This window comes from Paraglaciecola arctica BSs20135 (genome assembly GCF_000314995.1).
Lineage (GTDB): Bacteria > Pseudomonadota > Gammaproteobacteria > Enterobacterales > Alteromonadaceae > Paraglaciecola > Paraglaciecola arctica.
In genome coordinates this window covers 103,255-119,714 of sequence record NZ_BAEO01000029.1, presented here as the reverse complement: position 1 = coordinate 119,714, position 16,460 = coordinate 103,255, and the positions used below count along the sequence as shown (strand labels likewise).

Here is a 16,460-nt window from a genome sequence, read left to right as displayed (position 1 = left end):
AAAGTGATGTTAACCCTGTACTTGGGGTATTCCTTGGGTATGATCATTATTAAATATAGATAATAAGGATTTCTCTTCGTTTTGTCAGAATCTGCCACTGAAAAATCAGCCGTCGCCAAATTCGCCTTAATCATTGTGTGTCTGGGTTCCATTATTGGGCCTTTGGGCATGGCGTCTGTGAATATCGCTATCCCAGATTTAGCCGCTGATTTACAAGCTAATGCCAAGATGGTGTCGTGGTTACCCACATTGTTTATTTTGAGCAGCGTAATATTTATGCTGCCAGCTGGTAAATTAGCTGACAATTATGGCAGAAAGCGAGTTTATGCCTACGGGCTGGCCTTAAATGCATTTTCGTCTTTTATGTGTGGCATGGGCACTAGCATTGAGTGGGTGCTGTTTTGGCGTTTTGTGCAAGGTGGGGCATCGGCGATGATTTTTGGTACCGGAGTAGCAATTATTACCTCGGTTACACCTGCACATAAAAGAGGCGCTGCTTTGGGGATCGCGGCGGCATGTATTTATGTTGGATTAACAGTAGCACCAGCTGTAGGTGGCTGGCTCACCGAGTTATGGGGCTGGCGTTCGGTATTTTTATTCCAAGTACCTATAGTTATCGCACTTTTAGTGTTAATGAAAATGCGCTTGTCAGGTGAATGGAAAAATGCTGAAAAAACACGATACGATTGGTGGGGAACAGGTATTTTTGCTGTATTTTCATCTTCCTTAGTTTATGGATTAAGTATCTTGCCGAGTCTTTGGGGTTTTGTGTTGCTAGCATTGTCTGTTATCAGTTTGGTGTCTTTTGTGTTGCATCAGAGCCGTAGTCGCCGGCCACTTATTCGTGTGCAAATGTTTCGCGAGAGTCGGGTGTTTTCCATGTCCTTAAGCACCTCACTGTTGATGTATGCCAGTAATGTTCCCTTGATATTTTTATTGAGTTTGTATTTGCAATATGTCAAAGGTCTTAGCCCTTTACAAGCAGGGCAGGTTATTTTAGTGCAGGCCTTGTCGATGGCGATAATGGCACCTATGTCGGGCAAGTTGGCCGATAGGTTTCAGTCAAGGCTGGTAGCCACCCTTGGTTGTGTGATTGTTGCTTGTGGGATGTTGACTTTGAGTCTGATGAATACTGAAACCAGTATTACTTTTATTGTCGGTTCGTTATTACTGATTGGGGTTGGCTTTGGTTTATTTTCTACGCCGAATAACAATGCCATCATGGGCGCGGTTCAGCTTCATGAGGTAGGTGTGGCTTCAGCAACGATGAATCTTGCTCGTACCATAGGTAATTTGTTTGGTATGAGTATGGTGAATCTTATGGTGCATTATTATATAGGTGATGCTCAGCTTAACCAAGAACAGATCCCAGCACTGATCCAGACCGTTGACATGGCATTAAATATGTCTCTGGCATTTGTTGTCGTAGCTTGTGGGATTTCGGTTTTCCGTGGTAAGTCGCGCATAGCTTAATATTCATAATCTGCAGCTATAGCAATGGGGAAATCGCCAAGGAGATACCATTATTGAAGGTCAATAATTGTCTGAAAACTTACGTTTGTTGGTACATAGTGTTGAGGTTTAAAATATCGTTATGTCATCTTTAATTCTTTGAACAAAACAGACACTTTTATTACAGTATTTAAACCAAGTAATTCATATTTTGAACAGTAGCCTGGTTTGAGTACGCTTTACTTATTGTTGGGTTAACACTAGCCTGATTGTTTACTGGGGCATGGCCTTTGTTTTAAGAGTAAAATCGAATTGATTATTGATCCTAACCTAAAGCGAAGAAACTATTGATTGATAAAGACGTAACAATTCAAAAACGAATTGACATGGATTTACTGAGCCGCTCTATGACAGGAGTCGTGGTCTATGCTCTTTTAATACCAGTGGTTTTTTGGCCTTTTGACTTTTATCAATTGCAACCAATGTTGAGCACAATATTCGCTGTTGGTATGTTTTTTACTAGCATTCTGAGAATGATCCACAGAGTGTTTACCGAGAGACTTTACCAGTACTCAGCCAAATTATGGCGTTTATTATTTATGTCTTTGTCGTTGTGTCATGCAGGTATTTTGGGCGCGTTTTTTGTCTTTTCTATATATGATGAACGATTTACTCCAATTCTTCACGTGACTATGCTGGCTATGGGAGGCATTTCCAGTGGTGCAGTTGTCGCACTTATTCCTAGAATAAAGTTTTCCTTAGTCAATTTAAGTGTATTACTTATTCCATCAATAGTAGCTGGCGTCATAATCAACGAAAAGTTGCCTTATGCAGGTATGATTGCGGTGTATTTTGGGTTTATTGCGATGATGGGTGTTCGTTCATCTAAAGAGTATATTCGTTCATTTGAAATAGAATTGATGCTCGATGAACAGAAAAATGAATTAGAAAGGCATGGTAAAATTGATGCTCTGACGAATATTTATAATCGAGGATATTTTAACATTGAGTTAGAAAAACAATGGGAATACGCCAGCCGATTGAATCTTAGGTTATCGTTGCTACTTATAGACGTGGACCATTTTAAAGCCTTTAATGATAACTATGGTCATTTAATCGGCGATGCCTGTTTAGTGCATATCGCTGAGATTATTAATCAAGTTGCTCAAAGGGAAACCGACTTAGCCGCTAGATTTGGTGGCGAAGAGTTTGTTTTATTGATACTAGAAAATGACAGTGATGAAGCGGAAAAAATAGCTGAGGTGTTACGCAAAAAAATTGAAAATAGTCCTTTTCATGTTGATGGAAAATCATTTCCAGTTACTGTGAGTATTGGAGTGGCAAGTATTCAACCTAGTCACAATATTGATTCTAGGCAACTCATAGAATATTCCGATTTAGCCCTATACAAAGCAAAACATGAAGGAAGAAACCTAGTCAAGATTCATACAAATTGATTTTTGATATGTATCTTTTTAATTTTAGGTGTAATCCTAGACAATTAATTACTGCCTTTTCCCCATAAGTTGAGATAAACCATGTGCGGATACATAGAAGTAGACGGAGAACGCCAACAGCCAGTCATGCAGTTTCCTGAGCGTGAAATTGCTAATCAATTTACTTCAAAGATGTTCAAGCGTTATTATCCGGCTTTTGGTCAAGATCCTAATAAAACCATAGATATTGTCATAGAGGAAAATGGCGAACTGAAACAAGTTGCAGCGACTTGGTGGTTTGACTGCTCAGACTCATTTGAAGGTTTACAGGTAGGGACACGCACCACATTTAATGCCCGCAACCTAGATAGTCTTTATTGGCAAGATGCACTGCACTATAACCGCGCTATTGTTTTAGCAACGGGCATAGGTGAGTCTAAAGTTGTGGGAAAAACCAAACACCAATATTATATGCAGAGTGATGAGGTGTTTGTGCTGGGCGCGTTATATCGCAAGTTTAGTGAGGGCCGATATAGCTGTGCAGTCATCACCAGAGATGCACATCCTAAAATGGAGCCTTATCACGATAAAGCCTTTCCAGGTTTTTTACCCAATAATGATGAATTTTTGAAACTTTGGCTGAGCAAGTCGGTGCACCAACACCAACAAATAGATAAGGTACTTAACTTAGCAACCTTATATCCAACTTTAAAAGTACAGCGGGTTAAAACCTATAAAGATAAAGTGCCTTATCAATCATTTAATCCAGTGATATTAACCTCTGACCTAATAGATAATTAAAGGTCCAACATTCTGGAAACGTTGAAATTCCCAATCACTTTTTAGAGCCACACTAGTATTATTATTCAATGGCTTATCCTGAGCTCAGGTACTTAACCTACGTATTGCTAAAGGCATAGGTTTGACCGATGATTGTGTTTTTATCAGTTCTTACTTCGCAGGCTCCCTTAAACAGTTAAGCGTTAAGATCAGGGGGAGAATAAAGGTAAATCTATGGTTGATTTTAGGTTGTTTTTTAAAAGGTGTAGATTGATGAGTATTAGTGTTTTTATAGGTATGATATCTAGTTGTTTGCGGTTCAAATTTCTTGGGTTGTTGTTCATTTTGGTGTTTGCCCAAGCCTGTCAATATGATGGAAACCAAAGGGTAAAAATTGCAGAAGCTGCCCCTAGTCCAATTAACACTCGCTTCAATATTAACCACAGTGATATTCAACTTGTTAATGGTTATGCCGAGCAAAGTGCCGCACCAAACTCTTCCAGTAAGGTCATAACCCAAGTATGGGGAGCGCCGAAACTCGCGGACCTAAATGCAGATGGTCAACAAGACGCGGTTCTAATTTTAAGTCAAAATGCTGGTGGTAGTGGCACTTTCTATTATCTGGTGGTGGCGATCCGTGAAGCTAATCATTATAAGGGCAGTAAGGGATTATTGTTGGGGGATCGCATTAAACCTCAAGAAATTCAAGTTGTGGCAAACCGAGTGTCAGTTGCATTTTTGGACCGTTTGCAAAGTGAGCCTTATTCAACATCTCCCTCTATTCCCAAAAAACAGGCGGCTATTTACGATGCCGACACCATGCAACTGATCCAAGTAGAGCAAAATTTTGAAGGGGAAGCTAACCCTGCAGTGATGACCTTAGGCATGAAAACTTGGTACTGGGAAAAAACACAATACAACAATGACACTGTCCATAAGCCAGAATCACCCAAGGTATTTAGTCTTAGATTCGAAGAAAATGGCAAACTTTTGATTAACACTGACTGTAACACTATGCAGAGCCAATATAGCGTCGCAAACAATCAAATAGAATTAACCCAAATGTTATCGACACGAATGTTTTGTAAAGATTCTCAAGAACAAGTTTTTGCTAAGATGTTAGCTAGTGTCAGCTCTTACTTTTTTACGAGTAAAGGTCGGCTGATATTAGAACTAAAATACGATAGTGGCTCGATGGTATTCTGGTAACACCTTTGCGTATTTAAAATTCTCTGGATAAAGCTCCTTGTTGGAAAGATGATTTGGATCAACATATGTAAAATTAGACTTAATACAATGGTGTTCCTGAAACAAAATTACATACAAGGTTAATCGCCAATGCAGTTAGAAAAACATACTTTAGTCAATGACTTCCCTGAACATAAACACACTATTCGCCATCTTAAAATGAACGACAATCATTTTGCCAAATTGTTTGACGAATATAATGAATTAGCGAGTGAAATACATTCTATTGAGGAAAATGGCCAGCCAGTAGCTGATGAATATTTGGAGTCACTAAAGGTGCGTCGGGTCCATCTGAAAGATGAGTTGTTTAACTTGGTAATCAAAACAGAAGACGCACTTTAATCTGGTTTTTTTTTAGGTATTTATTTAGACTTTATTGCATCGCAATTCACACGGATGAAAAAAGGGGATCTATGTAACCTGAGCACAGGTTACATAAATAATGTCAAAATATAACCTGTCTGCTGCTACTATTTTGCTGCCGCAAAGGTTAAGCGAAAAGCATTGTCGAGATCGGCAATAAGGTCGTCTGGGTGTTCCAAGCCGATTGATAGTCGGATAAGTCCGTCAGTTACCCCGAATTTATCACGTAATTCTGCAGATACACCAGAGTGGGTTGTGCTAGCTGGGTGGCAAACCAAGCTTTCACTGCCCCCCAAGCTAACGGCAGATTTAAAAATAGACAGATTATTGATCAGGCGAAAGGCGTCTGATTTTGAGATGTCCAGAACAAAAGAGAAGGTTGAGCTAGGCCCCGAACATTGACGTTTATAGACAGCTTGATAAACAGTGTTTTTGATGAAATCAGGATGCAGGATTTTTGCATTAATGTAAGCATTATCTGCGATCCATTGCGCCACTTTATGACCACTGTCGGCGGCACGTTGCATACGGATACTTAAGGTTTCTAGTGAACGGGATATCATCCAGCTTGTATGCGGGTCAAGGTTGAGGCCAAGAGTGCCGCGTGTGGCACGAACAGCGCGCAGCATATCAAGGCTGCCACAAACCGCACCAGCAACAAGATCACTGTGACCACCAACATATTTAGTCAGAGAATACATCGCCATATCTATGCCCTGAGGCACAACTTGTTGGAATATTGGGCCCATGAGTGTGTTGTCGCAGACACTGATTGGGCGATGACCTGTTTCTGTTTTGATGGTGTCTAACACGCGGTTTAACGCTTCGAAATCGACCAGAGAGTTTGTCGGATTAGCTGGTGATTCATTGAATACCATAGCGACTCGGCCTTTTTTGCCGGCATTACGCAGCGAAGTAAGCATGTCGTCTTCATCCAAACCATCATGAAATTCTCCGGTTTCGATATTGAATTGAGGCAGAAATTTGCGGATCAGAGTTTCGGTGCCGCCATATAGAGGTGCGCTTTGCACTATCACATCACCAGGGCGTAAGTATGCGAGTAATATAGCGCTGATTGCGCCCATGCCGCTGGAGCAGACTACGGAGCATTCTGAGCCTTCAAACAATGACAGACGGTCTTCGACGATTTCTACGTTAGGATGATTGAAGCGACTGTAGATCAAGCCGCCTAGGCTACCTTGAGGTGCAGGCTTACGACCAGCCATGATGTGGAAGGACTCTTCACCTTCTTCCGGCGTTTGGTAGGCGAATGTGGAAGTTAAGAAAACAGGTGGTTTAACGGAGCCTTCCGATAATTGTGGATTATAACCGTAGGACATCATCATTGTTTCAGGTTTGAGTCGGTGATTACCTATTTTGCTTTTTTTGTAGTTTCCGTCGTTTGTCATTGTCTGTTTTTCTCTTTGTAGATTTAGTTATATGAGTGGAATTCCATCGGATCAATATCATAGCAAACACACTAAGCTAGCTTTAGGCCAAACCTATGTAATTTTCGATAAAGGGTACGAGTACTCACATTTAGAAGAGATGCGAGTTCATCTGGTGTTCCCGTAAATTCGTTGCATAGCTTGGTTAGATATGTGCGTTCAACTTCATCCAGAGAATGTATTTTTTCATCAGCTGAGTTACTAGTGTCAGTTAATTGCCTGACGACATCAGGTAAATCATTGGCGTGGATAATGTCCTCGTTCGCCAACAAAACCGATTGTTCTATGATGCTTATTAGCTCTCTAATGTTACCTGGAAATGCATAGCCACATAATTTATCTAGGGCATTTTCAGAAAACTTTTTATTTTGATGTTCAGAGTGTTTTAAAAAGTGGCGCACCAGTTCAGGGATATCTTTAGCACGCTCTTTTAGTGAGGGTAACATGATCGGAAATCCTGCAATTCGATAATATAAGTCTTGTCTGAACTCGCCTTTTTCGACTAAATCCAATAAGTTTTTGTGGGTGGCGCAAACTAGACGAAAATCAGAACGTTTTTGTTTTAGTCCGCCAACAGCTCTAAAGCTTTGAGTCTCGAGTAATCGTAATAGTTTTACCTGCATGTTCAGTGGCACATCGCCAATCTCATCAAAAAAAACAGTGCCACTGTTTGCTACTTCGATTAACCCTTTTTTACTGTTAATGGCCCCCGTAAAAGCGCCTTTTTCATAACCAAAGAGTTCACTTTCAAATAAACTTTCGCTTAATCCTGTGCATTCAATGACCACAAAGGGCTTTTCGTTACGTGGGCTAGCATCATGGATTGCTTGGGCTACTAACTCTTTGCCGGATCCTGTTTCCCCTTGCAATAAAACGGCAATTTTAGATTGTGCTGCTCGGTTAATTTTATTGAGCATTGACTTAAATGCTGAAGAACTGCCGATCATTTTGCCTTTTTCAGATTCCGAAGAGGCATAGTTGATTTTGTCGAGTATTTCCAGAAAGCCTAGAGTGTTTCCATCTTCATCAATAATAGGTTTCATTAAAATGTCGCAATAAGATTTACCTTCTCCAGTGGCATGAACATGTACCACACTGACGGCTCGCTTTGACGATATACATTGTTGAAGTGGACAATCTTCACCATATTTATCACATGGCTTTGGATTTTTATGTGAGATTTCGTGACATTTACTTTTACCCACTACCACTTTTGATTTGTAGGTTTCTTTATAAGCTTGGTTGACGGCTTGGATGACATAATCAGGAGTGATGAATATGGCTGGTTTGTCGATGGCGTTGATCATCGATTGTATAACAGTGATATTTAAGCTTGGCTCTTTAATTGTCATAATTGTCATAATTGACACTCATTACTCCATTGTTTGTCAAAAATGTCATGAAACCTTGCGTTTTTCAAACATTTTACGGAAAAAAAGTCCCAAGACCCATCACAAGTGCCATTTGGCGGTATCTTAGTTTGTGGCATGCTTCTTGTTAACACTTACTTAACATTGTTTGTATTTTCATGTTTGAACCAGTCATCAACGGCCTTTGGTCAGTTGGTTTTGTGTTGTTAACTAGGAGGTCAAAATGGCTAAAATAGTCGTGTTAGGTGCAGGAACCGGTGGTATGCCAGCTGCATATGAAATTAAAGAATCTTTGGGTGCAAATCATCAAGTATTGATGGTGAACGAGAGAGCTAGTTTCCGTTTTGTTCCATCTAATCCTTGGGTCGCTGTAGGTTGGCGTGATCCAGACGCGGTTACTATGCCAATTGAAAAATATCTTAGTAAGAAGGACATCAGTTTTAAATGTGCCAGAGTCGATAAAATTGACCCTGAACAAAACACACTTATAACAAGTGATAATGAGAAAATTGATTATGACTATCTTGTTATTGCAACCGGCCCCAAACTTGCCTTTAGCAATGTGAAAGGGACTGGGCCAGAGGGATTTACTCAGTCCATATGTACTCTTGACCACGCTAAAGAATGTAATACAGATTTTGAAGAGCTAATAAAAAATCCGGGTCCTGTAGTGGTAGGTGCATTACAAGGTGCCAGCTGTTTTGGCCCAGCTTATGAGTATGCTTTTATTTTAGATAAAGCCCTACGGGACGCAAAAATTCGTCACAAAGTGCCTATTCATTATATTACCAGTGAACCTTACATCGGACATCTAGGCTTGGCAGGCGTCGGTGACTCAAAGTCAATGCTTGAATCAGAGCTTAGGCAAAGAGACATCAAATGGATCTGTAATGCCAATGTAGATGAAGTCAGAGACGGCAGTATGACAGTGTCTGAATTAAACCGTAAGGGTGAGACAGAATTCACTCACGAATTGCCCTTTAAACATTCGATGTTTATTCCACCTTTTAGCGGGGTGGATGCAGTGGCAAATGTTGATGGATTATGTAATGCAAAAGGCTTTGTGATCACTGATGAATACCAACGCTCACCTAAATTTCCTAATATATTTTCTGGTGGCGTCTGTGTTGCTATCCCACCCGTTGAGGTGACACCTGTTCCTACAGGTACTCCGAAGACGGGCTATATGATTGAAACTATGATGACAGCAATAGCCCATAACCTAAAATCTATTATTATCGATAAGCAAGAGCCCAGCGCCAAAGGCACGTGGCACGCTATCTGCCTAGCTGACATGGGTGATACAGGCGCAGCATTTGTCGCCATGCCACAGATTGGACCGCGCAATGTGGCTTGGTTCAAAAAAGGTAAGTGGGTGCATTTTGCTAAAATCGCCTTTGAAAAATACTTTATGCGTAAAATGCGAACCGGTACAAGTGAGCCTGTATATGAAAAATATGTGTTGAAAGCCTTAGGCATAGAGCGTTTAGAAAATAAAAAGGATTGAGCAATGAATATCAGTAGGTGGAGAATTTGGGGCTTAAGCTTGTTGTCTGTGCAGATGTTTTATGCAGCGGTGATGGCTAAAGAAGTGAATGATACCAAGCAATTGGATCAGGTTCGGTTAGAGTTTGAAGTTGCTGCGCAGCAAAAAATCCAGAGTTTTGCTAGTGAATTAAAACGTAATCTATCTAAGGCAATACAAGCGGGTGGTTTTGAAGAAGGGGTTGTTGCTTGCAAAGATATAGCCCCTTCGGTTGCGGCTAAAAGTCCTACATCAGGGTGGAAGGTAGGGCGTACTAGTCTAAAAACTCGGAATAAAAAAAACATCCCCGATACATGGGAAAGATCGATTTTAAACGGGTTTGAATCACAATATTCCACTGGTTCAGATATAAAATCACTTATAGGTTTTGCTGAGCATATAGAGCAACAAACTATCACTTTACGTTATATGAAAGCCATTCCTGTCGATGGATTATGTTTAAGTTGTCATGGAGAAAATGTATCTGCTGAGGTTAAAAAAATATTGGATGAACAATATCCTAATGATGATGCCATAGGTTACAAAATAGGTGACCTCAGAGGTGCGTTTACGCTTAGTCAGACCATCGTTTTACCGGTCTCTGCAGATGATTAGCTGTTAATAAACAAAAATTAATCCATAGTTATGTGTCAAATTTGGCGGTGCTTTGCCAAATTTGACACATGACTAGACTTAAAACCTATAAAGCTGATTTACGTCAAAAGACTCCTCCAATAATAAAGATATCTTGTGCAAGAAGTGACATGGATCCTAGCTTATTGCATTACTTGAGTTAGATATATAGGCATATGTTCTATCGGATCTCAGTTAAAAGCCCTATTTTTTAATATCATGGCGTGAAACATGCAGTGCTGCATTTAATTATGCATTACAAGATGCCTGAGTGGAGATTTTATTAAATTAATCTCCTTTTATATCAGTCAAAACAGAACTAATTAGGAGTTGTTATGGAACTTGATCCGCTCATGCTGTCGCGAATACAGTTTGCGTTTGTTGTGTGTTTTCACGCTATATTTCCGGTATTTACTATCGGACTTGCCAGTACCATTGCTGGTTTTGAAACCCTAGCATACAAGACTGGGGATCCCGTTTGGCATAGATTGTCGAAGTTTTGGATCCAAGTATTTGCTGTAGTATTTGGTATCGGAGTTGTTTCTGGCATTGTTATGTCATTTCAGTTCGGAACCAACTGGAGCAATTTTTCCTATGCTACAGCGAACTTCCTCGGACCTGTTCTTAGCTACGAAGTAATTACTGCATTTTTTCTTGAGGCCTCATTTTTAGGCGTATTACTATTTGGTAGAGATAAAGTCCCTCAGGGTGTACACCTTTTTGCTGCCATCATGGTGGCATCAGGTACCTTTATTTCGTCATTCTGGATATTAGCTGCCAATTCGTTAATGCAAACACCTGACGGACTGGAGCTTATCAATGGTATGTATCATGTAAAGTCATGGACAGACTCCATATTTAACCCTTCATTTGGTTACCGTTTTATGCATATGGTGGTGGCTTCGTTCTTAACTGCAGCATTGGTTGTTGCCGGTGTCAGTGCTTGGTTTGTTCTTCAAAAAAGAGAATTTGTTGCGAATCGAAAAGCCCTTTCTGTGGCACTGTGGTTTCTATTGATATTGGCGCCCGTACAAGCCGTGATAGGTGATTTTCATGGTCTTAATACGCTTAAGTATCAGCCCACTAAAGTGGCGGCCATGGAAGGTAATTGGGAAACCTCATCTGGCGTTCCTTTATTGTTGTTTGCCATACCAGATAATGAAAATCAGACCAATCATTTTGAAGTTGGCATTCCTAAATTAGCCAGCTTTGTATTAACCCACGATTGGGATGGCGAAGTGCCTGGACTTAAAGATGTGCCGGTAGAAGAACAACCACCAGTTTTGATCGTGTTCTGGTCATTTCGTATCATGGTAGCACTTGGTCTGCTGATGATCGCTTTTGCAGTATGGGGATTGTTTTTACGCATCAAGGGACGTTACTACCAATCCACTTATTTCCTAAACGGTTTGCGATTAATGAGTTTAAGTCCCTTTATTGCGGTGTTGGCTGGTTGGGTTGTAACTGAATCTGGTCGCGCGCCATGGTTAATCTACGGGCAAATGACTCATGCGCAGGGTTTAACACCTTCACTGACTGGTGGCATGGCATTGTTTACATTAATTGGGTACATAGTGGTGTATAGCTTGGTATTTAGCGCTGGAGTCTATTATTTACTAAAAGTGTTTCGTGGAGGGGTTGAGAAAGCCAATGCGCCACACGAAATGGAAGAAGTTGAGCGCCCAATGCGTCCATTTTCTGCTGCACACGTTGCTATTGATGAGGAGATATAAGCATGGAACAACCATTTGATTTGACCGTAATTTGGGCTGGGATAATTGGTTTCGGCATAATGATGTATGTGTTGATGGACGGTTTTGATTTAGGCCAAGGCATATTGTTTCCTTTTGCGCCTAATGAAAAAGCACGTGACACTATGATGAATTCTGTTGCACCTATTTGGGATGGCAATGAAACATGGTTAGTCTTAGGTGGGGCAGGGCTGTTAGCCGCATTTCCACTAGTCTATTCGGTGTTTCTACCGGCGTTGTACATTGGGGTGTTTTTATTGTTGGCTGGGCTTATTTTCAGAGGCATAGCATTTGAATTTCGTTTTAAGGCAAAGACATCTAAGTACCTTTGGAGCTGGTCATTTTCTGTTGGTTCTATCGTGGCTGCTTTTGCTCAAGGAGCGGTGGTCGGGACTTATATTCAAGGTTTTAAGACCGAAGGTTTTGTGTATGTAGGTGGTGCTCTCGATTGGTTAACGCCCTTTACAGTTATCACCGGGTTGGGTCTAGTTGTTGGTTATGCCTTACTTGGTAGCACCTGGTTGATCATGAAAACAGAAGGCGAAGTGCAAGATTGGGCCTATAAAATTACTCCTAAACTGCTAGTGGGTTTAATGACGGTGTTTGCAATAGTGTGTGTTTATACCCCCTTTATTGATGAATACGTGAAAGCGCGTTGGTTTGATAACCTGAGTATCATCTGGGTGCTTCCCGTATTGGCATTGTATTGTGCATTTGTGGTGTTCAGTAACGTGAGAAAGCGAAAAGATGGTATGCCGTTTGTGGCGACTATGGGAATTTTCTTGTTTAGCTATTTAGGTTTATTGGTGAGCAAATGGCCTTATATCGTGCCGCCTAAATTTACTATTTGGGATGCGGCCTCAGCTTACAATTCGCAGCTGTTCTTACTGATAGGGTTTTTATTTGTTATTCCTATTATTCTGGCTTACACAAGCTGGACATATTGGGTCTTCAGAGGAAAAGTCAAAGAAGGCGGATATCACTAGGCTAATGCTGAGTCATAATAAAAAGCGGCCTGCAGAGCAAAAGTTTTTGACAGGCCGAGCATTATTAAATCATTTTGCTAGCGACAAAAAGCAGGTACTTTGGCTGTCGGTTATTGCTGGCACCTTAGCCACGTTTTTTCTCGCCATGCAATGGATTTCCTTTGCATGGATGGTTGAGGATGTGATCATCTACCAGCATTCATTCACTCATCAACCTGAATGGTTAATACTGTTTATTTGCAGTGCCATAGGGCGTGTGGTTTCGACTCGATTGCAAACCATGTTTGGGCAAAATGCCAGTATTGCTATTCGTTCAAATATTCGTAAAAAGTTGTTGTTACTTTGGCGACAACAGAGTCCGTTGTCATCTCACTTGCATTCGCCTGCTGCTGCCGCGACCCAATGGGTTGAAGATATTGAATCCATGGATGGGTATTTTTCTAAGTATTGGCCCCAGCAAATGCTAGCTTTTATTTCTCCATTAATCATATTGTGTGTAGTGGCATGGCTAAATTGGCTGTGCGCTGTACTTTTACTGATATCCGCGCCTCTTATCCCCTTGTTTATGATTTTAGTGGGGATGGGGGCAGAGCAACTTAATCAAAAATACTCCCTTATCAGGCAACGCCTAGCGGGGCATTTTTTAAATAGGGTGGCTAATCTTACAACCATAAAATTATTACATGCTGAGCAAGCGGTATTTGGTGAAGTTGAAGCGGCGAGTGATAGTTATCGAAAAATTATCACTAAAACACTTAGAGTCGCTTTTTTGTCATCTACTGTGCTCGAGTTTTTTACCAGTGTAGCCATTGCTAGCTTAGCTATATACATTGGGTTTTCGCTCTATGGTGCGATTAATTGGGGACCCGCTTCAAGTATTAGCTTGTTTAGCGGTTTGCTGATCTTGATACTGGCTCCTGAATTTTTTCAACCCTTACGTAATTTATCTCAGTATTATCACGACAAAGCTGCTGCTTTGGGAGCCGCCAATAATTTGCTTAAAGTGTTTAATGAGGAGCCTAAGCAGCAAAGCGAAGATCAAGTTTTTACAGAAACTAAAACTGATGCAAAATTAAAGCAAAGTACTGATAAACAAAACATTACCCCATTTCCTAATCAACAACCGCTGTTGAATATACATAACCTAGCGATAGGTTATAGCCCTGACTCTGTATTGGCTGATGATATCAATTTACAAGTTAAAGGCGGCCAACTTTTAGCCATAACCGGTGAGTCTGGTGCAGGAAAGAGTACCTTGCTTTATACCCTTGCAGATTACCTAAAACCATTAAAAGGTAATGTTGTTACTTTTCCGGGTAAGCAGATGCCAATTGCCTATTTACCTCAGCGTCCATGGCTAAAAAATGCCAGCGTTTTAAGCAATCTTGAAGAATTTGCCCCCAATGCGACTCAAGAGCAAATGCGAGAGACGCTAATCGAATTAGGTCTTAATGAAATTTTTGGCAAAAATCACAATGGCCTTAACACTATGATTGGTGAACATGGTCAGGGTTTTTCTGGTGGGCAATTACAGCGTTTAGCGCTGGCGCGCGTCATGCTTAATCCAACAGCTATTATTTTACTCGATGAGCCAACCGCAAAATTAGATTTAAGCAGTAAAAAATATATTTATGCAGCGCTAAAAAAGCTCAAGTCAAATGCGATCCTAGTTGTAGCGACTCATGATCTGGGCTTATTAGATATTGCTGATGTGCATTTAAATCTTAACCAAAAGGAGGGCGTTGAAGGTGCGGTATTGGTTTAATCTACTTTATAAAACACAAGGTAAACGCATTTTTAATGGGGTGTTGCTGGCTTTTATTACCGCCTTTTCTGGTGTGAGTTTGTTGATGCTTTCTGGTTGGTTTATTACTGCTACAGCCTTGGCGGGTTTATCCATCAGTGCAGGCTTGATCATTATTTTTGATATGTATATGCCTGGTTCTGGGATCCGTTTTTTTGCATTAAGCAGAACGGTGGGGCGTTATGTGGAACGGCTTTATAACCATGACACTATTCTACGATTAGTCTCGGTTTTCCGCCTACACCTTTTTAAACGATTATCTGCTCTTCCTATGCAGCAATTACGTGCCACTACCGACAGCGAGTGGTTAAGCAGGTTAACCGCAGATTTAGACGCTTTAGATAGTCTGCTATTAAGATTTACTATTCCACCTATCATCAGCATTTTGTTAATCATCAGCGCCGCTATTTTTGTGAGTTTTATTTGGCCCGAACTGGCACTTTATTTGGCTGGTTTTTTACTTTTTTGTGCTATTTCAGCGATTACACTGACAATAAAGTGCACTAAAGAATTAGGCATTAGAAGTGCTAGTTTGCTTAATGATATGCGAGCCGATGTGATTGAACATCTCAGCGGCAGATTGGAATTAAAATCCCATAAGCTATTACAACATCATGAGCGACATATTCTAAAGCGATTGGATGAACTTGATGACACTCAAGCAAGCATGTTTTCTCGTATAGCAAACATCCAACTATTACTCGACTTTCTAATGGTAGCAGGACTTTCTGTACTGACGATTGTTGTGCTGTATTCAGTGCAAATACAGGTTATTGATGGCGCTGTAGCCGTTATGTTGGTGTTAATGTTTTTAGGTCTTACAGAAGTGTTACAAAGCCTTCCAAGTCAATTTTCTGCATGGGGTAAAACCTATTTCTCCGCACAACGACTACGCCCAGAAAATGACAATGTAAGCGCTATTAAAGCGCCTAATAAATATCCTGCCAAATCATTAACCATTACTTTGAATAAACACCCGAATATAGCGATCAGCCAAGTAAAACCTTTGGAGGTTGTGCTCAATGAAAATGAATTGTTGTTAATCAGTGGTCGTTCAGGCGCTGGGAAATCGACCTTAGCCAATATTTTAACTGGCATGACAGATTGCACAGACATTAAACAAAGTATCACCTCTATTGTGGTTGACGGTAAGGCTCAATCCGTTGATTTAGGTGTGGCGAATTGGTATGCCAATATTGGATACGTAACACAAAATAACTCCGTACTAACCGGGACACTGGCTTACAACTTGTCACTTGGGCTAGGAGATATTTCTGAAGATAAACTTTGGACTGTATTACAAATGGTTGAGTTGGATGCCTGGGCGCACAAACTGAAACATGGCCTTGATACATGGTTAGGTGACACCGGAGATCAAATTTCAGGGGGGCAGGCGAGACGTGTCACCTTAGCCCGTTTGTTGTTGCGTGATCCTAAATTGCTGGTGTTGGATGAACCTTTTAATGGTATCGATGCATTAATGGCGGCGAGGATATGGCACAACATATCTAGTTGGTTAAAACAGCGTACAGTTGTTTTACTCAGTCACGAGCGGCCTGCGTATTTGCCTACTGATGTTGTTATCCAACAAGTGCGCTTGGACTAATTAGACCACATAAAAGGATCGGCTAATCATGGCAAGCTACTTGCTGATACTTGTTATT

At 40.8% G+C, this 16,460-nt stretch carries 13 protein-coding genes; 11 read left to right on the top strand and 2 right to left on the bottom strand.

Translation table 11 applies throughout. The features are described from left to right. Nucleotides 1–81 precede the first annotated feature (81 nt). The 5 genes from GARC_RS11445 to GARC_RS11425 all read left to right on the top strand — a co-directional run bounded on the left by GARC_RS11445 (nt 82) and on the right by GARC_RS11425 (nt 5,258). Nucleotides 82–1,473 (top strand): MFS transporter, encoded by a 1,392-nt coding sequence (locus GARC_RS11445; protein ID WP_007620072.1) that lies wholly within the window; start codon nt 82–84, stop codon nt 1,471–1,473. A 326-nt stretch (nt 1,474–1,799) separates the two neighbouring features. Then, the gene (locus GARC_RS11440) at nt 1,800–2,909 is read left to right on the top strand and encodes a GGDEF domain-containing protein (RefSeq protein ID WP_007620071.1); all 1,110 of its coding nucleotides are present in this window, start codon (nt 1,800–1,802) and stop codon (nt 2,907–2,909) included. Between the two features lie 81 nt (nt 2,910–2,990). Then, nucleotides 2,991–3,689 (top strand): SOS response-associated peptidase family protein, encoded by a 699-nt coding sequence (locus GARC_RS11435; RefSeq protein WP_007620070.1) that lies wholly within the window; start codon nt 2,991–2,993, stop codon nt 3,687–3,689. Between the two features lie 252 nt (nt 3,690–3,941). Continuing rightward, the gene (locus tag GARC_RS11430; protein ID WP_007620068.1) at nt 3,942–4,877 is read left to right on the top strand and encodes an META domain-containing protein; all 936 of its coding nucleotides are present in this window, start codon (nt 3,942–3,944) and stop codon (nt 4,875–4,877) included. Nucleotides 4,878–5,006: 129 nt separating this feature from the next. Then, a complete protein-coding gene (locus GARC_RS11425) occupies nt 5,007–5,258 on the top strand; it encodes a YdcH family protein (protein ID WP_007620066.1) in 252 nt (83 codons plus the stop codon). Nucleotides 5,259–5,386: 128 nt separating this feature from the next. On the opposite strand, the gene GARC_RS11420 is transcribed toward GARC_RS11425, so the two are convergent. Further along, on the bottom strand, nt 5,387–6,688 hold the full coding sequence (locus GARC_RS11420; protein ID WP_007620064.1) for a cystathionine gamma-synthase family protein: 1,302 nt from the start codon (nt 6,686–6,688) through the stop codon (nt 5,387–5,389). Between the two features lie 71 nt (nt 6,689–6,759). Then, nucleotides 6,760–8,088: a sigma-54 interaction domain-containing protein gene (locus GARC_RS11415; protein ID WP_407636166.1), complete on the bottom strand. Its 1,329-nt coding sequence runs from the start codon at nt 8,086–8,088 to the stop codon at nt 6,760–6,762. A 232-nt stretch (nt 8,089–8,320) separates the two neighbouring features. Here GARC_RS11415 and GARC_RS11410 point away from each other — a divergent pair, with 232 nt between their 5' ends. The 6 genes from GARC_RS11410 to GARC_RS11385 all read left to right on the top strand — a co-directional run bounded on the left by GARC_RS11410 (nt 8,321) and on the right by GARC_RS11385 (nt 16,402). After that, entirely contained in the window at nt 8,321–9,604 is a 1,284-nt protein-coding gene (locus tag GARC_RS11410) for an NAD(P)/FAD-dependent oxidoreductase (protein WP_007620059.1), read from the top strand. 3 nt (nt 9,605–9,607) lie between these two features. Beyond that, nucleotides 9,608–10,237 carry a Tll0287-like domain-containing protein gene (locus GARC_RS11405; RefSeq protein WP_007620058.1) on the top strand — a complete coding sequence of 210 codons (630 nt, stop codon included), beginning with the start codon at nt 9,608–9,610 and terminating at the stop codon, nt 10,235–10,237. 353 nt (nt 10,238–10,590) lie between these two features. Continuing rightward, nucleotides 10,591–11,988, top strand: coding sequence for a cytochrome ubiquinol oxidase subunit I (locus tag GARC_RS11400; protein WP_007620057.1), 1,398 nt, complete (start codon nt 10,591–10,593; stop codon nt 11,986–11,988). A 2-nt stretch (nt 11,989–11,990) separates the two neighbouring features. Continuing rightward, a complete protein-coding gene (gene cydB, locus GARC_RS11395; protein ID WP_007620056.1) occupies nt 11,991–12,992 on the top strand; it encodes a cytochrome d ubiquinol oxidase subunit II in 1,002 nt (333 codons plus the stop codon). A gap of 4 nt (nt 12,993–12,996) precedes the next feature. Further along, nucleotides 12,997–14,757, top strand: coding sequence for a thiol reductant ABC exporter subunit CydD (gene cydD, locus GARC_RS11390; RefSeq protein ID WP_007620055.1), 1,761 nt, complete (start codon nt 12,997–12,999; stop codon nt 14,755–14,757). Beyond that, nucleotides 14,741–16,402, top strand: coding sequence for an amino acid ABC transporter ATP-binding/permease protein (locus tag GARC_RS11385; RefSeq protein WP_007620053.1), 1,662 nt, complete (start codon nt 14,741–14,743; stop codon nt 16,400–16,402). The genes cydD and GARC_RS11385 overlap by 17 nt, the downstream gene beginning before the upstream one ends. Nucleotides 16,403–16,460 lie beyond the last annotated feature (58 nt).